18 protein-coding genes are annotated in these 21,405 nt (G+C 44.3%); 9 read left to right on the forward strand and 9 right to left on the reverse strand.

What is annotated here, in order from left to right; all coding sequences use genetic code 11:
• Positions 1 to 11: 11 nt before the first annotated feature.
• A complete protein-coding gene (locus tag ACED41_RS08590) occupies positions 12 to 527 on the reverse strand; it encodes a cytochrome b (RefSeq protein ID WP_371724804.1) in 516 nt (171 codons plus the stop codon).
• Between the two features lie 276 nt (positions 528 to 803).
• Between ACED41_RS08590 and ACED41_RS08595 the strand changes: the two genes are divergently transcribed.
• The gene (locus tag ACED41_RS08595) at positions 804 to 1,643 is read left to right on the forward strand and encodes a tetratricopeptide repeat protein (RefSeq protein WP_017067625.1); all 840 of its coding nucleotides are present in this window, start codon (positions 804 to 806) and stop codon (positions 1,641 to 1,643) included.
• Between the two features lie 161 nt (positions 1,644 to 1,804).
• A complete protein-coding gene (locus ACED41_RS08600) occupies positions 1,805 to 3,070 on the forward strand; it encodes a peptidoglycan DD-metalloendopeptidase family protein (protein ID WP_371724805.1) in 1,266 nt (421 codons plus the stop codon).
• Between the two features lie 169 nt (positions 3,071 to 3,239).
• Here ACED41_RS08600 and ACED41_RS08605 read toward each other — a convergent pair whose 3' ends face one another.
• A complete protein-coding gene (locus ACED41_RS08605) occupies positions 3,240 to 3,560 on the reverse strand; it encodes a heavy metal-binding domain-containing protein (RefSeq protein ID WP_004730185.1) in 321 nt (106 codons plus the stop codon).
• 36 nt (positions 3,561 to 3,596) lie between these two features.
• On the reverse strand, positions 3,597 to 4,544 hold the full coding sequence (locus ACED41_RS08610; protein ID WP_371724806.1) for a LysR substrate-binding domain-containing protein: 948 nt from the start codon (positions 4,542 to 4,544) through the stop codon (positions 3,597 to 3,599).
• A gap of 91 nt (positions 4,545 to 4,635) precedes the next feature.
• On the opposite strand from ACED41_RS08610, the gene ACED41_RS08615 reads away from it, so the two are divergent.
• Complete coding sequence (locus ACED41_RS08615; RefSeq protein ID WP_371724807.1) at positions 4,636 to 5,661, forward strand: DMT family transporter; 1,026 nt, start codon at positions 4,636 to 4,638, stop codon at positions 5,659 to 5,661.
• Positions 5,662 to 5,703: 42 nt separating this feature from the next.
• Here the strand turns inward: ACED41_RS08615 and ACED41_RS08620 are convergent, their stop codons facing one another.
• The gene (locus ACED41_RS08620; RefSeq protein WP_029236400.1) at positions 5,704 to 8,727 is read right to left on the reverse strand and encodes an HD domain-containing phosphohydrolase; all 3,024 of its coding nucleotides are present in this window, start codon (positions 8,725 to 8,727) and stop codon (positions 5,704 to 5,706) included.
• 307 nt (positions 8,728 to 9,034) lie between these two features.
• Between ACED41_RS08620 and ACED41_RS08625 the strand changes: the two genes are divergently transcribed.
• The 4 genes from ACED41_RS08625 (at position 9,035) to ACED41_RS08640 (ending at position 12,620) form a co-directional block, all read left to right on the forward strand.
• Positions 9,035 to 9,781: a phosphatase gene (locus ACED41_RS08625; protein ID WP_017059533.1), complete on the forward strand. Its 747-nt coding sequence runs from the start codon at positions 9,035 to 9,037 to the stop codon at positions 9,779 to 9,781.
• Positions 9,782 to 9,925: 144 nt separating this feature from the next.
• Positions 9,926 to 10,321 (forward strand): cytochrome b562, encoded by a 396-nt coding sequence (locus tag ACED41_RS08630; protein ID WP_017059534.1) that lies wholly within the window; start codon positions 9,926 to 9,928, stop codon positions 10,319 to 10,321.
• A gap of 301 nt (positions 10,322 to 10,622) precedes the next feature.
• Entirely contained in the window at positions 10,623 to 10,973 is a 351-nt protein-coding gene (locus ACED41_RS08635) for a hypothetical protein (RefSeq protein ID WP_017064798.1), read from the forward strand.
• A gap of 111 nt (positions 10,974 to 11,084) precedes the next feature.
• Entirely contained in the window at positions 11,085 to 12,620 is a 1,536-nt protein-coding gene (locus ACED41_RS08640; protein WP_371724808.1) for a PepSY-associated TM helix domain-containing protein, read from the forward strand.
• 94 nt (positions 12,621 to 12,714) lie between these two features.
• Here ACED41_RS08640 and ACED41_RS08645 read toward each other — a convergent pair whose 3' ends face one another.
• Positions 12,715 to 13,098 carry a VOC family protein gene (locus ACED41_RS08645; RefSeq protein WP_017067620.1) on the reverse strand — a complete coding sequence of 128 codons (384 nt, stop codon included), beginning with the start codon at positions 13,096 to 13,098 and terminating at the stop codon, positions 12,715 to 12,717.
• Positions 13,098 to 14,030 (reverse strand): LysR family transcriptional regulator, encoded by a 933-nt coding sequence (locus tag ACED41_RS08650; RefSeq protein ID WP_017059538.1) that lies wholly within the window; start codon positions 14,028 to 14,030, stop codon positions 13,098 to 13,100. The genes ACED41_RS08645 and ACED41_RS08650 overlap by 1 nt, the downstream gene beginning before the upstream one ends.
• A 455-nt stretch (positions 14,031 to 14,485) precedes the next feature.
• Between ACED41_RS08650 and ACED41_RS08655 the strand changes: the two genes are divergently transcribed.
• Positions 14,486 to 15,679 carry a glycine C-acetyltransferase gene (locus tag ACED41_RS08655; protein ID WP_017064793.1) on the forward strand — a complete coding sequence of 398 codons (1,194 nt, stop codon included), beginning with the start codon at positions 14,486 to 14,488 and terminating at the stop codon, positions 15,677 to 15,679.
• Between the two features lie 110 nt (positions 15,680 to 15,789).
• Entirely contained in the window at positions 15,790 to 16,821 is a 1,032-nt protein-coding gene (gene tdh, locus ACED41_RS08660) for an L-threonine 3-dehydrogenase (RefSeq protein WP_017059546.1), read from the forward strand.
• 128 nt (positions 16,822 to 16,949) lie between these two features.
• Here tdh and ACED41_RS08665 read toward each other — a convergent pair whose 3' ends face one another.
• The 3 genes from ACED41_RS08665 to ACED41_RS08675 form a co-directional block, all read right to left on the reverse strand.
• Entirely contained in the window at positions 16,950 to 18,176 is a 1,227-nt protein-coding gene (locus ACED41_RS08665; RefSeq protein ID WP_017067619.1) for a DUF819 domain-containing protein, read from the reverse strand.
• Positions 18,177 to 18,717: 541 nt separating this feature from the next.
• Complete coding sequence (locus ACED41_RS08670; RefSeq protein ID WP_017067137.1) at positions 18,718 to 20,640, reverse strand: monovalent cation:proton antiporter-2 (CPA2) family protein; 1,923 nt, start codon at positions 20,638 to 20,640, stop codon at positions 18,718 to 18,720.
• Positions 20,640 to 21,257: an NAD(P)H-dependent oxidoreductase gene (locus tag ACED41_RS08675; protein ID WP_371724809.1), complete on the reverse strand. Its 618-nt coding sequence runs from the start codon at positions 21,255 to 21,257 to the stop codon at positions 20,640 to 20,642. Before ACED41_RS08675 ends, ACED41_RS08670 begins: the two co-directional genes overlap by 1 nt.
• Between the last annotated feature and the right edge of the window lie 148 nt (positions 21,258 to 21,405).

The following is a 21,405-nucleotide window of genomic DNA, read 5'->3' on the forward strand; positions in this document are numbered from 1 at the left end:
ATTCTCTGAATCTAGAGCATCATCTTCAATACATAGTTCCTAGAGACAAAGTGGTGTTTAAGTGCGGCACTGATATGCAGCACAATTAAACAGGCTAGGGCAATACAACTGGCACGATGGAAATAGAAAAAGAAGCCGTTGATTGCAGAGTCGGTAATTAGATTATTTACGCTCACTAACCAAAATAAAGAGTACGGTTCTTTTAGCATTAAGTAGCCGGTGCTGAAAACCATAAACATCACAAGATACATCAAAGAGTGTGCAAGCTTGGCAACGCATTTTTGCCCTTCAGGCACAGAGGTTGGCATGCTTGGCGACGAGCGAAAGTGGCTCCAGATATAACGAACCACAAGCAGTGGCGTCGCAACGGTCGCCAATGACATGTTGAGCACTGACAGAAAAGAAAACAGCTCTGGATGACTGGTGACATAGTGCATTACATACCCTGCGATCGTTGCATAGATGATTACAGAAGCCATTACCCAGTGCAGTACACGGCTTACTAAATCGTATCGTGGATTATTCAAATTAACCTCGTTCTGATCGTTATTAATATAAGATTCATCTCGATGCAATAAACCATTTTTCGGTATATTCGCATCGCGAATTAATCATATAGAACAGTATTACGCGGTATTTTTATAATTTAGAAATTAATGATGTTGCTTCAGGTGTTTTATAATTATCAATGATGTTTTAGAGTGTTAATTCCAATATGGACATAGCAAACTTGTCGACTTCCTAGCTTGTATGCCTATTACGAGATACAGTTAGTCTAAATATAAACATATAAGGAATGTATAATGCTTCGAATCTTATTGGTTGCAGTTATCTCGGTGTTCAGCACGATGAGTTTTGCAAGCGAAGATGTTAAGTACTCGGAACAAGAGTATTTGGATAGACCGCTGATGGAACGCTATATCTTGGATGAGTTGAAGCAGCTTCGAATGGAACAGCAGGATCTTGAAAGACGCTTGACCATTCAGATGACTGACCGGGAACTGACTGTGGCAGACAAGTCTCTGAATTACGCCAATGTAACCGTAACCTACTTCTTCTACATTATTGCTGGTGTGGCCTCTCTTATCGCGCTGGTGGGTTGGCAATCCATCAAAGAGCTTAAACACACAACTCAAGACATGGCTGATAAGCGACTTAATTCTATCGCTCAAGACTATGAGAAGAAGTTTAATGTTCTTGAACGGGATCTTAAGCGCAAGACCAGAATCATTTCCGACAACAACCGCGAAATTGAAATTATCAATGAGATTCATAACCTATGGTTGAGAGCACAGAACGCACAAACGGCAGAGCAAAAAATTGAAATCTACGATGAAATACTGAAGGTTCGTCCTGGAGATTTAGAAGCACTTACTGCCAAAGCTGACGCTGCTATGGATATACAGGAATACCACTGGGCAATGAGTCTTTGTAACCGTGTATTAGAAGTCGATGACCAAAATGCTCATGCCTTGTATCAACGTGCTTGCGCCTATGCTCGATTAGGGGCAGAAGGTCAAGCTATCGATGACTTAGAGCGCGCTATTGAAGCCAGTGGGTCCATGAGAGAGCTGCTAACTGAAGAGCCGGACTTTGAGATGCTGCGAGGCTTAGAACGCTTCGAAGTACTTCGTGAAGAGTAATATGAGGTAAAGATCCGTGTTAACTAAGGTGGTGGGCTTTGCATGCTCACCATACTTTCACACCTATCGCGCTATGGTTTCTTACATTTCATTTATTTTTTTGATTTAATTGTTATGTTATAACACTTTCTAAGTTCCTCGTTATAACCGCTAAGTATTTTATGAAGTTCCTCCGTATTGGTCTGATCGTTACTGCGATCAGCGCATTTTCCCTTGCTGCTTTGCTCTCTTTTCACTCCAAACCAGCACCAGAAATCTCTATCAAAATAACACCTTACCAAGGTTCTCAACCTAATGATAAGGAAGTCATCGACTCGCAAGCGACTCCCAACTCTTTGGTTAAGGTCCATTATTTTGTGAAAGTTGGCGATACGCTAAGCAACATCTTTTCGTCATGGCAACTGCCATATGGAACCGTTCAAAAGGTGATGGAAGCGGATCTGGAGTCTTTGAAACTCGACACAATAAAACCTGGTGACCATCTAGAGTTGCTTTTGGATAGTGACTCAAAACAGCTTGTGGAGCTGATTTATCACGAGAGTTTGGTTGAGCAAGCAGCCTTTACTCGAAACGATGATGGTAGCTTCACCTATAAATTCCACGAGATCCCAGGCGAATGGAAAGAAAAACTCTATGCGGGTAGTGTTCACGGTAGCTTTTCAACGTCAGCCTACAAAGCGGGGTTAACTACTAACCAGATAGCCAATATCACTCGAACGTTAAGAGACAAGATTAACTTCTCAAAGCAGTTAAGAGCGGGCGATGAGTTTAATGTGTTGGTCAATGAGCAATACACAGGCGACCATCTAACAGGAAAAACGGAGATCCAAGGCATATCGATTACGTTACGAGGTAAGGAAGTGGCCGCGTTTCTTGCTCCAGATGGACGCTTCTACGACAGAGAGGGTAACAGCCTTGAGCAAGCGTTCAATCGCTACCCAATAGACAAACAATTCCGAAGAATTACTTCGCCATTTAACCCGTACCGTAAGCACCCAGTGACCGGACGTATATCTCCGCATAATGGTACTGACTTCGCAACACCCGTAGGGTCGCCAGTTTATTCAACCGGTGACGGTCGAGTTATTGCTATTCGTAACCACCCGTATGCGGGGAAATACATAGTGATTGAACATAACAGTGTTTACAAAACTCGCTATCTGCATTTGAGCCGATTCTTGGTTAAGAAGGGGCAACAGGTTAAGCGTGGGCAGAAAATTGCGTTGTCTGGCACGACTGGTCGCGTAACCGGGCCGCATTTGCATTTTGAAGTACTGGTGCGTGGAAGAGCGGTGGATTCAATGAAAGCGAACTTACCTTTAGCGAGTTCTATCTTACCTGAAAATAAAGGTGCATTCTTGGCGAGAGTTGCCTCGTTTGATGACATGCTCTCCGGGCAAAAGGTTGCACGAGTAACATCTAGCTAAGTATCAGCTTATAACCGTTCTAACCCTCTGGCGGCTAATCATCAAAGGGTTGGAACGAGTTTTCATTAGGCTGCCTGATTGCTCAATAGCTTAAGTGCTCAACATCTTATGTGCCCAAGTGTTGAGAGATTAAGTGATTAAGTGACTAATTGACCAAGCGATTAAGCGATTAAGCGACGACAACCGCCGTGCCACTAGCAGAGACCATCAACATGCCATTACCTGTTCCCAAGACTTCGTAATCAATATCTACGCCTACCACCGCGTTGGCACCCGCTTCAATCGCTTTCTGTTCTAACTCTTTGAACGCGTAGTTACGTGCTTTTTCCAGTTCTTTCTCGTAGGTGCCAGAACGTCCACCCACAAAGTCACGAATTCCTGAAAACATATCTTTGAAAACGTTCACCCCTAGAATGGCTTCTCCGGCAATAACCCCTTTGTAATCGACAATGCGCTTGCCTTCGACTGATTGTGTGGTGGTAATAATCATAATGGCCTCTTGTAAGCTTGCTGAGCTGTCACTCGCTTATTGATTGATAGTTTGGTCTTGCTCTTGAATGTCATCGTTCAGTGCTGTCTCTGAGCGTGTGAATTCATGTCTTAACCATGTTCTCAGTTTTAGCACACTTTCTTGTTTTAATTTGTTTTTTGGGCAAACAAAGTAAAAATCTTGGTGCGGGTTAGCAACCGGTTTACCCAGTTCGACAAGCATCCCGTGGCTGATGTCATCCTTCACAAACAAGCGATGTGTAACCAATACGCCTAGTGAACGAATCGCAGCTTGTACTGCTTGAATGGAGACATCGAATGTCAGGTTGCTATGGAATGTGGGCATTGGGATTTGGTAATTGTCGCACCACACTTGCCAGTCGTGTTGTCGCCTGAGGTTAAAAACGCCAATGGTCGGGTTTTGTTTGACGAGTTGTTCGACGCTCAATCCGGTCTGGTTTTTTAATATCGTAGGGCTACACACCAAGATTAGGTCATCGTCGCCCAGTTTCTCGCTGTAATATTGTTCCCACTCGTTGGGTTTGCCATGTACAAGCGCAACATCGACCCCTTCCTGCTCGATATCGAAAGGGCCAGTTAGCGTCGAAATGCGGATATCAAGTGAGGGAGCGAAGGCTTGGAATTCGGGGACTCGAGGGATCCACCAGTGCATCGCGAGTGAGTTCACCATGTTGAGAGTGATACGGTGATCGTTAGGCGTTCTGGCAAGCTCTTCGGTGGCTTCTATCACCTGTTCCAGTGCTGGCGCGACTTTACGATAATATCGCTTACCTGCGGAATTTAGAACAACACGACGACCGACTCGTTGAAACAGAGGCTTGTTGACCAGTTGTTCTAACGACTTTATCGCTTGGCTTACCGCAGAGTGACTGACGTACAATACCCGCGCGGCGTCGGTCATGCTGCCAGTCTCAGCAACAGCAATGAAAGCATAAACGGATTTAAGCGGAACGAGTTTTTTCATTGGTAAGTTTTCCTTACAGTTATCGTTAATATTACTCGCTATTTTTCATTACGTCACGCCTCTAAAATAGATGTCATAGGAGGTGATAATTATGTCTGATATTACCAAGGCGACGACTTTCATGTTGTTGTCGACGTTCAGTTTGTCTTTAAGCGGCTTAATGGCCAAGTATCTATCTGAAGTGATGCCCACTTCGTTGCTCAGTTTTGTGCGTTTTTTGTTACCCAGTCTGTTTTTATTTCTTTTTCTGACTTTTTACAAAATCAGCAAGCCGACACGAGAAATGTGGAAACCTTTGGTGATGCGAGCGATCTTTATGGTGGCGTGTCAGTGGTGTTTCCTTACTTCACTGCAAACCTTAACGCTAGTTGAAGGGGTCGTGTTGTTCAGTACTGGTCCTCTGTTTATTCCATTGTTAGAAAAGTTAATATTTAGAACCAAGATTCATACAACGACGATCGTGTGTTTAGCTGTCACCTTTGTTGGCGTAGTTATGATGGCGGGCGATTGGTCGCAGTTTGAGTTGGGTTCGGAGTTCTTTAGACCTGCGCTTCTGCTTGGGCTTCTCGCTGGGGTATTTAATTCTGGCTCGCAAGTGAGTTTGTACCGAGCGTCTAAAACTAGCCTGACACCAGCAGAGCTTAACGCGTGGACCTTTTTAGTCGCGGCAATCATTGTGATTCCAATGGTGGTGTTTACTTCAGTTTCTGCGGTGCCTGATGTTCTTGAAAGTGCTGAAAAAGGCTTCGTGTCGGCGTTGCTGTCTTTTGACGATTTACGCTGGATTGTTCTCGGAGCACTTGGTCTTGCAATGTTTACCATCAATACCCAAATCTTCCGTTCCAAGGCGTATAAGCTTGCAGACAGTGGCTCCCAGTTGGCACCTCTGATTTTTACTAACATGCTGTTTAGCGCGCTTTGGCAGGGCTTGTTCTTTGATGATGTGTTTTCTACACAGCAGATGATTGGCATTAACCTGATTGTCGTGGCGAGCATCACCAATACATTGCTGGCAAAAAGACACAGCAAGGCGAAAGCCAAACAAAAACCGCACACCACAGTGGCTGTAGCGACTGTAGTGGACGTTGCGGTATTGGACTCGGCAGCTAAAAGCTAACCATTGAATTATGGCTTATCCTCTGAATGGTTAATTTAAAACTTAGAACAATGAGCGTATGTATTCTTTTACTCGGTCGATGTGTTCGTGCGGGTCAATCTCGCAGCGTTGGTTCATTTCTAGGAATCGCTCAGCGTATTTATCGTAGATTTTGTTTTCCAAAAACAGTAAATACAACTTGGGATCGATATGACCGCTGGTGGCCATGTCGGTCATGATGTTGAGTGATTCGCTTAAGAGTTTACCTTTCTTATAAGGGCGATCACTAGAGGTGAGCGCTTCAAAGACATCAGCAATTGCCATTGCTCTGGACGGCAGAGGTAACTGGTCTTCGTTTAAGCCTCTTGGGTATCCCTTACCGTCGATACGTTCGTGGTGTCCGCTGGCGATATCCGGAATGTTTTGAAGGTAAGGCGGGTAAGGCAACTTGTTGAGCATGGTGAAGGTTTGGATAATATGATCGTTGATCATGAAACGTTCTTCATCGTTTAGCGTACCACGGCGTACTTTCAAATTGTGCAGTTCACCTTGGTTGTATTTAACTTCTCCGGGCTTAAGTACAAACGCTTCTTGCCATACATCGGCAGGGTTAAAGCCATTGTCCCAAGGTATTTTATGCTCCGGTTTGTCTGCAAGCAGAGGCTCCATGACAGGCAAACCCTTTTCCTGACTTGTTGGCTCAGTTCTCTCTTTCTCAACCGACTCTTTTTGGGTGTTAAATCTCTCTTTTTCAGACCAAGACAAACCCAATTGATCATCCAGTGTACGTTTCCATTGGCGTTTGGCTATTTGATCTAAGCGTTCTAGCTGCTCTTCCGTCATAGATTCGCCGCCAAGATTACACTCAGCAACGAAGGCAAACTCCTCATCCAGTTCAGACAGGCTTTGTTCGAGTATTTTGAGTTGTTCTTCTTGTAGTGCACCGTTCGCCATCGCTTTCCAGTAATCGGTTTCCGCTTGCTGTTTCAACAACTCAAAACGCATTCGCACTTCGTGGATTCGGTCGTAAATGGTTTCCAGTTTTGTTGCCTTATCTACCACATATTCAGGCGTGGTCACCTTGCCGCAGTCATGAAGCCAAGCGGCGAGCATCAGCTCTTCCCACTGTTTACTGTCCAATGAGAATTGGGGGTAATAGCGGTCATCATCTATGGTTGCTTGAGTTAGCCATTTGGTGAGCTCAGGCACTCGTTGGCAATGCCCGCCCGTATAAGGTGACTTGGTATCAATCGCCGATGCAATCAGCTCAATAAAGGCATTAAGCATGTCTTTTTGTTGCTGCATTTGGTCGATGTTGTCTTTCGCTATTTCCGCAAAGCTGAGCAACTCTCTTAAAAAGGCGTGCTTGTCTGCCTGCATCTTGGTAATTGGTCTCTCATAGCCAATTGCCACAATCCCTACCAACAGTTTCTCTCGGTTTAATAGTGGAAATAGGTACAGGTCTGAATTGAAGATCGAATCTTGGTAATAGTTGAGAACATTGTCTTCTCTGTTCAAATGGATCGTCTCACCAGATTTAAGCTGACACAGCAACCAAGGCGTGTGTTTGATGAAGTCATTGATGTCGGCCTTAAAAGGAAGAATGGCAAGGTTGGCTGCCGTATCAAACACGTCTTTCTCTTTGGATTGAGTGAAAAGGACAATAGTTTCTGCTTTGGTAATTAAATAGCTTTGATGAGCAATGTTCTTGGCTAAGATCGAAAACTCCTGATTCCCGGCGGTGTCTCGAAGTAGGGTAATCAGATCATGAAGCGTGTGTTCCATTAGCTCAATCGAGTGGGCGAGGTTAGCCACTTCTTGAATCATGCTTTTGGGATAATGAGTACGCCTGAAGTCGAACCGAGCGATGTTGTCGGTGAGTTGCATCAGCGTATTGAGCGGCTGAGACAGTCGATTAGCAACAAACCATACGATAGCGAAGCAGATGAACAACATCCCAATCGCGACCGCAACTTGCTTGTCTCGCATCGAGATAAGATCAGCGAGCAGCTCATTGTGTGGCGTCGCTTCTGCCAAGTATAAGGTGACATTTTGAGTCAGTTGAACCGGCGTTAGCGTTAGTGCCCAAGTGTTTAAGTTGTACTCAACGTTTTTTAGATTGAGGTTAAACTTCTCTTCATCAGAGATAAGCGGCGCAATAACGGACGCTTTCAATGCTTCCATCTGTTCACGTTTGGGCACATTAAAGAAGCTTTGGTCTTGCTCACTGCCAGAGAGATTCCCCGTCGTTTGGTTGTTCGTTTGCTCAGTTTTACTTGTGTCATCAGATTGGGAGTCAGGCTTGGGTACTGATAGCTCAAGTTGATGCTGACCGAGAAGATTAAAATGTTGATCGAACAAGGCGAGTCGGGTTTGCGGAGAATAAGCTAATTCACTGATCTGAGAAGAGAGGGAACTCAACGTAAAGTCGGCACCAACCACATGCTTGCCATCGGCAGAACGCCTAGAGAGCGTAATACCATTGGTTTGCAGGAAATAGAACAGATAGGGTTCAGAGAGTTGTATTGAGCCATCAGGCTTTGCGTTACGAAACCAAGGACGAGTGGTGGGGTTGAACTTACTCTCTGCTTGTCGAGTACTGATCACTTGATGTGCGCCATCAAGATAGGTAATAAAGTTTTCACCGTCTAGATTGGTGCTGCTGACCATCATGGTCGCTTTAGCGGGCGCGCTGTTTTCGGCTCTCTGTTTATTGGTGCTTAATGGACGAAAGATTCTGAAGTCACCATCTTCAGAACCATAAAATAGAGCGACCAAATTGGTGTTTTGCTTGAAGATGATATCGACCGAAGCAAGCCAAGAGTCTTTTTCGACAGCGGAAGCTTGATGAGCAACAAACGGGCTCACCGCCATCACATTTAAGGTTGTGATAACAGGGGCAATGGCTTGTTTAAATACTGATTCCAGTTTGTCGCGGTGCTCATTACTGATCTCGCGCACTGTGCCTAGCAGCAGCTCTTGGGAGTGCCGATAACTAATCGAAATCAATACCGCACCGACAAGTGTTGTCAAAATTAGGAAAAGGCTAGTGATGTGGATACTCAGCGGATATCGTCTTCTTCTCATCTAACACTCCAGTTTGTAGGCTGGTTTAAGTATTGACGAACTTGGGTAGGTTGCAAAAAATTGGCGCAATTACCGAGTGTGTGCGGTTCTACTTAGATAAGACCAAGCGCTGGCTGGCTCTGGTTAGCCACGTATTCCCGTGTCGTGTAAATGAACCAGTAATAAACCTTGATGTTTAGATGCTAATTGTCACTTTCAACTGATAAACTGGTCAAATTGTTGCCACGAGGCACTTATTTTCAGAAGAAGGTACAGGAGTGTTTTTTCTGAGAAACGTTTAAAGACCGAGCTAAAAGGGCATTGATTCATGGAACTCAAAGTAGATACTCACACCCACACATACGCAAGTGGTCATGCTTACAGCACATTGATCGAAAACGCCAAGTCGGCAAAGCAAAATGGTTTAGCCATGTTTTGTACTACTGATCATTCAGAATCAATGCCGGGCGCGCCACACTATTGGTTCTTCAGCAATCAGCGTGTGCTCCCTCGTTTTATTGAAGATGTCGCAATTATTCGAGGTGTTGAGTCAAACATCATGAACACACAGGGTGAAATCGACATTCATCCGAGTGTGGATAAGAACTTGGATTGGGTGATCGCGAGTTTTCATGAGCCAGTATTTCGCCCATCGGATGTCGCTACCCATACAGAAGCATTGTTGAATGTGATTAAGGGCGGTCGAATTGATGCGCTTGGTCACTTAGGCAATCCTAATTTTGATTTCGATTTCGAAGCCGTTATTCAATGTGCGGTTGAGAACAACGTGGCGATTGAGATCAACAACACCACACTCAAAGGCAATAGCCGAGTTGGCAGTGTTGACCGCTGCTATGAGATTGCAAGAATAGCGAAAGCGAAGGGTGCATTTATTACAACAGGCAGCGATGCGCATTTCTGTTTAGATGTCGGTGGCTTAGACTTAGTCGCAGCATTGTTAGATGAAGTGGGCGTAGATTCGAGTAAAGTGATTACCCATTCGCCAAAGCAGTTCCTAGCCTTTTTGGCCTTGCGCGGTCGTAATGAAATCCCAGAATATTCAGATCTTGTTTAAGAGAATGTCGGCGGGTTTGCATTTCGACACAATCAATTTTTGTGCCTGAAAGATTTTTGTATACACTAGCCGAAAATAATAAAGTCGAAGTGCCACAGTAATGACGGCTCTAACTTCAAAGACACCGCTTCACTTGGAGAAACAATGAAAACTCGCTCAATCCTTTTATCTGGCTTAATCGCTGCTTCAGTATTGTCTGGCAACGCATTTGCTAATGTAGACCTTAAGAAAAACATGCAAGAAATGAAGCTTGCGTTCAAACAAGCGGCAGAAGCTCAAAGCATTGAAGAGATGCAAAAGCCTATCGTTCGTTTAGATACGCTAGTGGCAGAGCTGAAAACGGGTGTTTACCCAGTCGAGAAAGAAGACAACTTCATGGAAGGCTTCAAAAAGATCAGTGCATCACTGGATAGCATTGAGCAGAAGCTAGACCAAGGTGACTTAGCGTCGGCACAGCAAGAACTTCGTACTATTGATGGCCTTCGTGAAGAGTACCATGAGAAGCGTAACCCAAGCATCTGGAGCAAGATCTTCGGTTAATTCGTTAATCATGAACGTTTGCTAGATAGGTAACAAAGAGCAAACCTCAAGATTCGATTTCTAAAACGCCGCCTTACATTACCCTCTTTCGAGGAAGGTGTAAGGCGGCGTTTTTATTGTCTCTTTTATCGAAAGCCTGCTGCAAAGAGATGAGTATTACTTTCTTAGTTTTAGTGTTGTAACCAGTATTTAACGAAAAAGAGTGTGCGTTAGCTTCAATTTTTTAACTTGCTGTTAATCTTTACGTTTACCTATATTCCAAGTCCCTCATAATAAGGGAAATTTATAAAGACTTGGAATAATGCGCCGAACCTCGTTCAACTTCTTCATGTTACTTGCAACAGCATTAAGCTGGGCGCTAGTGACATTAATGCCTGTTATCAATGCTCATGGTAATAGTGCGGGAGTATGGGCGTCGTTATGTACGGTCAATGGCTTTGAATTGGTTCAAATCGAAGAAGGCGAACCTAATACTCATAAAGGAAAGCCGTGTCCGTTTAGCCATTTTTCCACGTTTCACCAAGATGAACTTCCCACTACACTACTGACAACTCGACTGAGTTCTATTGTCTCCGACAGCTACGCTTTTTTGGCTCTAAGCGAACGCTACACGAGGCAAGCCCCGCGCGGCCCTCCCTTTGTTATTGCTTAAACCTAACCCATTAAAATAATTAAAAAATAAAGTATTAAGTAAAGTTAAACATGCTCAGATTACTTTCTGATTTTTCAGAAGGTATGTTTGCGTGTGTCAAAGGAAATTATAATGTTGAGAAATGAATCTCAAACCCCTGCGAAAGCACAAGCAACTTCGCAGTCTAAAAGCAGTGCAACAACCGGTTCGGAAACCAATATAAAAAGCAAAGACCGCAATAAAACCCTCTATTTCCTCACATGGCGCTGGCACTTCTATGCTGGGCTATTTGTTATCCCGTTTATGTTAATGCTGAGCATTACAGGTTTGGTGATGCTGTTTGATGATGAAATCGAATTGACTTTCCACCACGAAGCCCTAGAGATTGTTGCATCGGGCGAGCCGATTAAAGTGTCACAACAGTTAGCTGCAGTACAACTTCAATACCCACAAGGTTCGGTTACCCAGTTTGTTCCGAGCAAAGCTCCTGATCTGGCTAACCGCTTTTCGGTAGCACTTGTAGACGGCACATCGGTCTTCGCCACGGTAAATCAATATACGGGCGAAGTGGTCGGAGAGATTCCGCGTAGCGACAGCCTGTACCAACTCGCGAATGACATTCACGGCACTTTGTTGATTGGTGATTGGGGTGATTATCTAATTGAAGTCGCAATAAGCTTGTCTATTCTGTTGCTCATCAGTGGTATTTACTTATGGTTACCTAGAGATAACGCGAGCCGCGCTGGTTTTCTTAAGCTTCGATTTGGTTCAGGAACGCGTATTTTAATGCGTGATCTGCATGCGAACATTGGAGGTGTGTTATCGCTCGTTCTGTTGTTGTTTATTCTGTCTGGATTGGCATGGACAGGTTTTTGGGGCGGTAAGCTTGTTCAAGCATGGAGCACTTTCCCTGCTCAAATGTGGGACGATATTCCGCTGTCTGATAAGACGCACGCTTCCCTCAACCATGGCTCAGAAGAAGAGCTACCTTGGAACTTGGAGCAAACACTATTGCCTTTGTCTCAAGATAAGCCAGCAGAACACGTTCATCATGTGGAAGAGGCGACGGAACCTCATGATCACTCTAAGATGGGTGAAGATCACTCTCAACATGTGTTGTCAGCAAGCAACTTCGACATTGATGACGTTACTGAAAAAGCATACTCACTTGGCTTTACACGATACAAGGTGAATTTCCCGCGTTCAGAAACGGGTGTTTACACGGTCACAGCCAACACTATGGGCGGTGACATCATTGATCCAACGCAGGACCGTACTACGCACCTCGACCAATACTCAGGTCGTATTTTGGGTGAGGTGACATGGCAAGATTATAACTTCATTGCCAAAACGTTAGCGGTAGGTATTTCATTGCATCAAGGTGACATCAGCATCATTAACAAGCTTCTAAATGCTTTGTTTTGTTTGGCGTTCATTGTTGTGTCCGTGACTGGCGGTGTGATGTGGTGGATACGTAGACCTTCAGGTCAAAGAAAGCTTGGCACGCCACCGAAGTTTGGCGATGCAGGGCTTTGGAAGACAGGTTTAGTGATCGTGATAGTTATTTCAGTACTGTTTCCACTGGCGGGAGCGACGATCGTGACAGCAATGCTGCTGGATTGGTTACTATTTTCACGCGTTGAGAAATTCAAGACGGCATTGAGTTAATTGATATACAAACTGACCTCCTTTTTGAGGAGGTCAGTTTCATTATTCAGATGACATGCTCTGTTTATTAAGAAGACGTTAGACTTGTACAGCTCTATATTTGATAAAGCTCTAACGGAAGCCCGTCAGGATCGGCAAAAAAAGTAAATGCTTTACCTGTAAATTCATCAATTCGGATCTGTTCGACTTCGACTCTTTGTTCTTCCAAATAGCTTTTGATTTGTTGAACGTCATCAACACAAAAAGCTAAGTGTCTTAGCCCTTGAGCTTCAGGAAAGCTAGGTCTTTCCGGTGCGTTAGGGAAGCTGAATAGTTCTATCTGAGCACCATTAGGTAGCGCTAAATCAAGTTTGTACGACTGGCGAGCCTCTCGATAGTTTTCGGCAATGATCTCAAGTTTTAAAATCTCGGTGTAAAAGTGCTTCGATGCGTTGTAGTTTGAACAGATTATGGCTGCGTGGTGTATTCCTTTCAACATCAGTTTATTTCTCCTGCCAACTTGTCACCTAAGTGCTCCATGGCGTAATCAATGAATACACGCAGTCGAGCGGGCATGTACTTGGTTTGAGCAAACTGCATCGCAATCGCACCATGGTAATTACTCTTGATGGTCCAATCTTCCAACACTTGTACTACAGACCCTTCAGCCAACGCATCTTGAATCACGAAGTCATGGAAAATACCGACGCCTAGACCTTCTTTCACACCTTTCAGTCGCATCTGCGAGTGGTTAACTGCGTAACGTCCACTGACGGGTACTGTGTGAAATTCATCATCTTTAAGAAAATCCCAAATGTGATCTTTGTCTGTCTCTGCAAGATACAAACAGTCGTGTTCAGACAGCTCGGTAGGGTGGTGAGGAATCCCCTTGGCATCTAAATAGTCAGGGCTTGCACACAACACGAGGTTTGTTTTTCCTAACTCTTTCAATACTAAGCTTTCGTCGGGCTTATCAGTCAGGCGGAAAGCAATGTCGATGCCTTGACGTAAAATATCGATGTCGCCGTCAGCCGCTCTCAATTTAAGTTGGATTTCTGGATACTGATTTAAGAATGGAACAACGAAAGGCTGCAATACCGAATTCAAGAAGGCTTCAGGCGCCGCTACCGTTATCGAGCCTGCAGGTTCGGTATGGTCGGAGGTAGACAGTTCAACGGCTTGTTGCGCTGCGTTGATCATCACCACACTCTGATCATAAACCAATTGACCCGCTTGCGTAATGATAAGGGTACGAGTGGTACGCTCAAACAGTTTCACCGATAGCGCTTTTTCCAAGCGGGTGATGAGCTTACTCAAGGCTGACGGTGTCACGCCTAACTGTTTTGCTGCAGCCGTAAAACTACCTTCGTTAACCACCAAAATGAACGAGGCGAGATCCGGAAGCAGGGCGATGAGTTTTGGGTTAATCATAAGTATCCAGTTAAGCTAGTTTCAACGATGAACTTAATGGTAATTGTGAGCGATTTACTCTGATTTGTGAATCAATTTCATTAATTGATTGACGTGATTGCTCTGATAGGTTGTTGTGTTTGAAGCTCATCTGTATAGCGGCGTTGCTGCTGCGCATTCTGAGATGAAAAATTGAGATTTGATATGAAAGCGAAATTAGACGGAAATTATAGCTAATTTGGCGTTTAAAAAAGCAGGTGAAGGGCGTTAATGTGCCCTATGTCACTGGGATGAACTATTATTAGTGCCTGTGATTCATTAATGTTTTTCCAACTAAAGGGATAATCGGAACGGGGATGTTCAACTAGAATATAGGCATAAGTTTTACAGTGTAAATGATCGTGTTGAGATCGTTTACATCCCTACATAAAGCGGCGCGCGATGCTGCTAAATTATAACTAGGAAGGAATGAGACAATGTCTTCTGCATTTTACCAACAGATTCAAACTCAAATCGAAGAAGTTAAAGAAGAAGGTCTTTACAAGTCTGAGCGCATTATTACTTCTGCACAAAAAGCAGCGGTTTCTATCTCGACTGGTGAAGAAGTACTAAACTTCTGTGCAAACAACTACTTAGGTCTTGCTAACCACCCAGCTCTTATCGAAGCAGCTAAAGATGGTATGGATCAGCACGGTTTTGGTATGGCTTCAGTACGTTTCATCTGTGGTACTCAAGATTCTCACAAAGAACTAGAGCAAAAGCTTTCTACGTTCCTAGGTAAAGAAGACACTATCCTTTACACATCTTGTTTTGATGCAAACGCTGGTTTGTTCGAAACAATTCTAGGTAAAGAAGACGCAATCATCTCTGACGCACTAAACCACGCATCTATCATCGATGGCGTTCGTCTGTGTAAAGCAATGCGTTTCCGTTACTCGAACAACAACATGGAAGAGCTAGAGCAGCAACTTATCGCTGCTAAAGAAGCTGGCGCTCGTCACACACTAATCGTAACTGACGGTGTGTTCTCAATGGACGGCGTAGTGGCTAACCTTCCTGCTATCTGTGACCTTGCAGACAAGTACGATGCACTAGTAATGGTTGATGACTCTCACGCAGTGGGCTTCATGGGCGAAAACGGAGCGGGTACTCACGAGTTCCACAACGTTGTAGACCGTATCGATATCATCACTGGTACTCTTGGTAAAGCAATGGGTGGCGCTTCAGGCGGTTACACTTCTGGTAAGAAAGAAGTGATCGACTGGCTACGTCAGCGTTCTCGTCCATACCTATTCTCTAACTCTGTTGCTCCTGCAATCGTATCTGCGTCTATCCGCGTTCTAGATCTTCTTGCGGAATCTGGCGACCTACGTACTCAACTATGGGAAAACTCTGCTCACTTCCGTACTCGCATGGAAGAAGCTGGCTTCACTATGGGCGGTGCAGACCACGCAATCATCCCAATCATGCTTGGTGATGCAAAAGTAGCGGCTGAGTTCGCTGAGCGCGCACTAGAGAAAGGCATCTACGTTGTAGGTTTCTCTTTCCCTGTAGTACCAAAAGGTCAAGCTCGTATCCGTACGCAAATGTCTGCTGCACACTCTCGTGAGCAACTAGACCGCGCAATCGATGCGTTCATTCAAGTTGGTAAAGACATGGGTATCATCTAATTTTAAAGGGATGCCACGAGCATCCTTTAATTGGATAGAACAACACCCAGTAGAACATATAGATTTTTGATTCTCGCCTTACAGTTAGGCGAGATGAACTAGGTAACATTATGAAAATTAAAGCACTTTCTAAGCTAAAGCCTGAAGAAGGCATTTGGATGACCGAGGTTGAAAAACCTGAAATGGGTCATAATGATCTTCTTATTCGTATTAAGAAAACCGCAATTTGTGGTACTGACGTACATATCTACAACTGGGATGAGTGGTCACAAAACACAATCCCAGTACCTATGGTAGTAGGTCACGAATACGTGGGTGAAGTTGTTGGCATTGGCCAAGAAGTTCGTGGTTTTGAAATCGGCGACCGTGTATCTGGCGAAGGTCACATCACATGTGGTCACTGTCGTAACTGTCGTGGCGGCCGTACTCACCTTTGTCGTAACACAACAGGTGTTGGTGTTAACCGCACTGGTGCGTTCTCTGAGTTCCTTGTGATTCCTGCGTTCAACGCATTTAAGATCCCTGCAGAAATCTCTGACGATCTAGCTTCAATCTTTGACCCGTTTGGTAACGCAGTACACACAGCACTTTCTTTCGACCTAGTTGGCGAAGACGTGCTAATTACTGGTGCTGGCCCAATCGGTATCATGGCTGCAGCTGTTGCTAAGCACGTTGGTGCTCGTCACGTTGTAATCACTGACGTAAACGAATACCGCCTAGATCTTGCTAAGAAAATGGGTGTGACTCGCGCAGTAAACGTGATGGAAGAGAAGCTTGAAGACGTAATGTCTGATCTTGGCATGACAGAAGGCTTCGATGTAGGCCTAGAAATGTCTGGTAACCCATCTGCGTTCAATAGCATGCTAACTAACATGAACCACGGCGGTAAGATCTCTCTACTAGGTATTCCACCATCAGACATGGCGGTAGACTGGAACCAAGTAATCTTTAAAGGCTTGGTTATCAAAGGTATCTACGGTCGTGAGATGTTCGAAACTTGGTACAAGATGGCTTCATTGATCCAATCTGGCCTAGATCTAACACCAATCATTACTCACCACTACAAAGTGGACGATTTCCAGAAAGGCTTCGACATGATGCGCTCTGGTATGTCTGGTAAAGTAATTCTTGATTGGGAATAAGCTTTAGCTGAGTAACAAGATATTAGAAAGGCGACAGTTTTTACTGTCGCCTTTTTTACATCTCGGAACTCAAGAAAATGGGCGATATGATCAAGGTTCAGTTGCCCATTTTTTACAGCAATGAGTTGTTAACCCAATGCAGCAGCCTGCATGATGAGGCCACAGATGTAAGCGCCGTATGTACCGAGAGCGTAACCCAATACCGCCATTAGGATACCTACTGGTGCCAATGCTGGGTGGAATGCAGCCGCGACGATAGGTGCCGATGCAGCACCGCCTACGTTAGCTTGGCTACCTACAGCCATGAAGAACAATGGTGCACGAATTAGCTTCGCCATTACAATCATCAGAAGGGCATGGATAGTTAACCATGTAATACCAATGAAGAAGTAACCTGGGTTGTCTAAGATAGCTGTCACATCCATTTGCATACCGATAGTTGCAACTAGGATGTAGATGAACGCTGAACCTACTTTAGATGCGCCACTGTGCTCAAGGCTGCGTGTTGATTTGAAGCATGAAGCAATGAGTGCAAACGTAGTCACCATTACGATTAACCAGAAGAATCCAGAAGTCAGGCTGTATTGCGCCAGTTCAGGAGCATTAGTTGAGATCCATGGTGCGATAATGTCGCTAAAGAAGTGTGCTAAGCCCGTAAGGCCAAACGCAATCGCAGTGATCTTCATTAGATCCGTTGTCGTCGTCGGACGCGCGTTTTCTTCTTGGTACTTAGATACGGTTTCTTTTAGGTCTTCGATAGATGAAGTATCGGCTTTTAACCATGCATCAATCTTCTTCTGACGACCTGCCATGATAAGCAATATTGCCATCCAAATATTGGCACAGATTACGTCCACAGTAATCATCGCAGAGAACAACTGATCGTCAACTTCAAATACTTCTTTCATTGCAGCTTGGTTTGCACCACCGCCAATCCAAGAACCTGCCACCGTTGTTAGACCACGCCATACATCACCCGATACAAGGCCAGGATTTATTTGGTCGATGATCAAGATAGCCAATGGGCCGCCAATGATAATACCGACAGTACCGGTTAGGAACATGATGACGGCTTTTGAACCTAGTCCAAAGATCTTGCGCAGATCTGCAGAGATGATCAGTAGAACGAGTGCACTCGGAAGTAAGTAACGGCTTGCAACAAAGTACAGTTTAGAATTCGAAGCATCGATTATGCCGAAGCTGTTTAATAAAGAGGGAACAAAGTAACAAAGCAATAGACCCGGAACGAACGAGTAGAATTTTTTCAGTGCGCTATTTTGGCTACTTTCCGTGATAAAAACACCGCCAAGAATAACAGCTAACATGCCCATTATTACAGCATCATTAGTAATCATTATTATATCTCCTTTAAGGTGAGCGCAAAGGTCTCACTTTTTTGAATTGCAGGACTATACCGACAACCGCCATTCGTTACAAATTGTAACGATAGACATATTTTGAAATGTTTATGTTAATTTTGATGGTTTGAATTTGTGAATGTCGTGCGTTATTTATTTGATTGATGAATGAATCTGTTAGGGGTTTTGCGGCGTATTTCGATATATGCAATGTAATTCAAGCCTTAGAGAGTGGTCGCTAAGAATTGGGTGGGTGCTTGAATGGTAGGAATGAGTGCATATATAGCCATGTTTTTGGTGTGGTTTATGCGGGGTGGGAATGTTTCAATAATGTAAAAATCGAATCCACTTTTGCCATGTGGTCAGAAATTAAAAATTTTAGCTAGATCACACAAATCTTTCGGATTAAGAGTTTCAGCACCTGATACTTGTGCTCATTTGAGGTTTTGTCGGGGTTAAATGAAAGAAAAAGCGGCTCAAATAGCCGCTTTTGATGGTTGAATAGCATGGTTATCTAGAGCTGTAGTCTAGATTCTGCTTAAGACTCTTCTTCCTCAAAGCCATCTGCATAGCCTTTCGGTGGAGGTGTCCAACCACGTTCAGAACGAGAGTGTTTGTCTGAACGGTCTTTTTTCATATCTTCTTTCATTGCTTCTTCAAGGTGAATGAAGATTTGTCGGTAGTTGTTGTCGTAGCGTGGGTTCTCTTCCGCTTCAGACCAAGCTTGGTAAAGCTTTTCAGACTTACGGCTCTCAACGCGTTGATAAGTCGATTTTTGCTGCTCGACGAAGAATGGGTGATGACCCAAAGAACGCAAGGCTTCAGCGCCCATTTCAAGAGCAGAATGGTAGGTCTCTGATTCAACAAAGTCTGCCCCCGCTTCTCTTAGGCGATAACTATGACCTCGGTCGAATGCACGCGCTAAGACTTTCACTTTAGGGTAGGTGTGTTTAACGTATTTCACTAATTCAACGCTTGAGTCTTGGTTGTCGATTGCCACTACTAGCATCGCGGCTTCTTCGATACCCGCGGTATGCAACAAGTCGTGACGAGTAGCATCACCAAAGTAAGATTTAATATTGATGGAGCGTAATAAGTCCACTTGGTTTGCTTGATGATCCAATACTACGGTATTGACGTCATTTGATACCAACAAGCGGTTTACGATCTGACCAAATCGGCCGATGCCTGCAATGATAACGGTACCTTTCTCTTCTATTTTGTCTTCTTCTCGATCGTTCGATTTTTGCTCGTAACGGGGCAGAATGACTTTATCAAACAGAATGAACAGACCAGGAGTTAAGAACATAGAGAGGGCAACAACCAGTGATAGTGTTTGAACAATATCCGCAGGTAATACATGGTTCTGTGCTGAGAAGCTGAGTAGTACAAAACCAAATTCCCCCGCTTGAGCCAAGCTCAATGTAAATAGCCAGCGGTCGCTGTTTTTGATTCTGAAGATTAAAGCCAGTGTAAACAACACCAAGGCTTTCAGCGCCATCACGCCAAGAGTTAAGCCAATGATGAGTGCGAAATCGTTAAATAGAACGCCAAAGTTGATGCCTGCGCCTACCGTGATAAAGAACAATCCAAGCAATAACCCTTTAAACGGGTCGATGTTAGATTCCAGTTCGTGCCTGAACTCACTGTTGGCAAGTACCACACCTGCTAAGAAAGTACCTAGGGCAGGCGACAAACCAACAAGGCTCATTAGCGCGGCAATACCAATCACCAACATCAGTGCAGTTGCAGTGAAGATCTCGCGTAAGCCAGAGCTCGCAACAAAACGAAACAGTGGCCGACTTAGATAATGTCCACCGACGACCACAATCGCAATTGAAGCCGTAATAACAAGTCCGTATGCCCAACTTGGCAAACCTGCAACTAAACTGAGTTCATCATGGTGTGCAGCGGTTTGGGCGGCACTTTCTGCCAAAGCAACCAATTCAGGAAGAGCCAACAAAGGGATGAACGCCAGCATTGGGATAACGGCAATATCTTGGAACAAAAGTACCGAGAAAGCGTTTTTACCGCCTTCCGTTTTAGACAGGCCTTTCTCATTGAACGTTTGTAGAACAATGGCTGTCGATGAAAGCGCAAAGATCAAACCGATAGTTAAAGCAATCGTCCAAGGTTGACCAAAGAACTGTGCAATTCCCATCACGATAGCGGTCGTACCACCAACTTGAAGGCCACCAAGCCCCATCAATCGGTTTCTCATCGCCCATAGCATCTTAGGTTCAAGTTCAAGCCCGACTAAGAACAGCATCATCACTACACCGAACTCGGCAAAGTGCTGGATGGTTGTTGTCTCTTCGCCAACCAATCCAATGATGGGACCAATCACAACGCCAGCGATTAAGTAGCCGAGAACTGATCCAAGTCCAAGTCTTTTGGCAATAGGGACCGCAATCACGGCTGCAATTAAATAGATAAATGCTTGTAGAAAGTATCCCGTCATTATTTAACCTCTGCTATCAATTCTTCCACAATATGGTTCAACTTTTCTGCCTTGTTGGCTCTTTTGATGTTGATATCACCTGCAACCAAGGCCTGTAAAAGCGTTCTGTAGCTATCGACATGTTGTTGAATACGGTTTTCTTCTAAAGCGGTACGAGATCCAAAAAGCGCAAAAGGCGCAAGATAGTTCATCCCACATAAAGACGCGGTTTGTTCAATTGGGTGAAGCAGTTCTCGAATAGTGAAGTGGTTGTAGCCATCACTTTGGTAAGCATCCTTTTTACCGCCAGCAGTGATGCAACACAGTAAGCTCTTACCTTGTAACTCGTTGCCATCGGTTCCATAGGCGAAGCCATACTCTAGAACGAGATCTTGCCACTCTTTGAGAATTGCCGGTGTGGAGTACCAATATAAGGGGAACTGAAAAATGATGATGTCATGGTCCAATAGGCGTTTTTGCTCACGATCGATGCTGATCTTGAACGTTGGATATTCGGCATAGAGGTCGACGCACGTGACACCGTCAACGCGTTTTGCTTGCTCAAATAACGGTTTGTTTGCTTCAGAACGATGTTGAGAAGGGTGTGCGAATAGCACTAAAACTCGATTTTTCGACATATAGCCCTCTTTGTATATAAACGAATAATACCTATTGGGATTATAGATATACAATAATAGAAGAATGCTTGAAGAACAACGAATTAGCTAATAGTGATTGTTTTTTCATTATCTCATTTCGTATAGTTTACCTTGTTTTAAGGCACTG

Source organism: Vibrio sp. 1F255 (assembly GCF_041439145.1).
Taxonomy (GTDB): domain Bacteria; phylum Pseudomonadota; class Gammaproteobacteria; order Enterobacterales; family Vibrionaceae; genus Vibrio; species Vibrio crassostreae_C.

Bases quoted from the DNA above. Each gene is read 5' to 3' on its own strand.
- ACED41_RS08615 (WP_371724807.1), top strand. From the start codon at position 4,636: ATGTCTGATATTACCAAGGCGACGACTTTCATGTTGTTGTCGACGTTC.
- ACED41_RS08630 (WP_017059534.1), top strand. From the start codon at position 9,926: ATGAAAACTCGCTCAATCCTTTTATCTGGCTTAATCGCTGCTTCAGTA.
- ACED41_RS08605 (WP_004730185.1), bottom strand. From the start codon at position 3,560: ATGATTATTACCACCACACAATCAGTCGAAGGCAAGCGCATTGTCGAT.
- ACED41_RS08655 (WP_017064793.1), top strand. From the start codon at position 14,486: ATGTCTTCTGCATTTTACCAACAGATTCAAACTCAAATCGAAGAAGTT.
- ACED41_RS08650 (WP_017059538.1), bottom strand. From the start codon at position 14,030: ATGATTAACCCAAAACTCATCGCCCTGCTTCCGGATCTCGCCTCGTTC.
- ACED41_RS08675 (WP_371724809.1), bottom strand. From the start codon at position 21,257: ATGTCGAAAAATCGAGTTTTAGTGCTATTCGCACACCCTTCTCAACAT.
- ACED41_RS08610 (WP_371724806.1), bottom strand. From the start codon at position 4,544: ATGAAAAAACTCGTTCCGCTTAAATCCGTTTATGCTTTCATTGCTGTT.
- ACED41_RS08625 (WP_017059533.1), top strand. From the start codon at position 9,035: ATGGAACTCAAAGTAGATACTCACACCCACACATACGCAAGTGGTCAT.
- ACED41_RS08670 (WP_017067137.1), bottom strand. From the start codon at position 20,640: ATGACGGGATACTTTCTACAAGCATTTATCTATTTAATTGCAGCCGTG.
- ACED41_RS08620 (WP_029236400.1), bottom strand. From the start codon at position 8,727: ATGAGAAGAAGACGATATCCGCTGAGTATCCACATCACTAGCCTTTTC.
- ACED41_RS08635 (WP_017064798.1), top strand. From the start codon at position 10,623: ATGCGCCGAACCTCGTTCAACTTCTTCATGTTACTTGCAACAGCATTA.
- ACED41_RS08600 (WP_371724805.1), top strand. From the start codon at position 1,805: ATGAAGTTCCTCCGTATTGGTCTGATCGTTACTGCGATCAGCGCATTT.
- tdh (WP_017059546.1), top strand. From the start codon at position 15,790: ATGAAAATTAAAGCACTTTCTAAGCTAAAGCCTGAAGAAGGCATTTGG.
- ACED41_RS08640 (WP_371724808.1), top strand. From the start codon at position 11,085: ATGTTGAGAAATGAATCTCAAACCCCTGCGAAAGCACAAGCAACTTCG.
- ACED41_RS08645 (WP_017067620.1), bottom strand. From the start codon at position 13,098: ATGTTGAAAGGAATACACCACGCAGCCATAATCTGTTCAAACTACAAC.
- ACED41_RS08595 (WP_017067625.1), top strand. From the start codon at position 804: ATGCTTCGAATCTTATTGGTTGCAGTTATCTCGGTGTTCAGCACGATG.
- ACED41_RS08665 (WP_017067619.1), bottom strand. From the start codon at position 18,176: ATGATTACTAATGATGCTGTAATAATGGGCATGTTAGCTGTTATTCTT.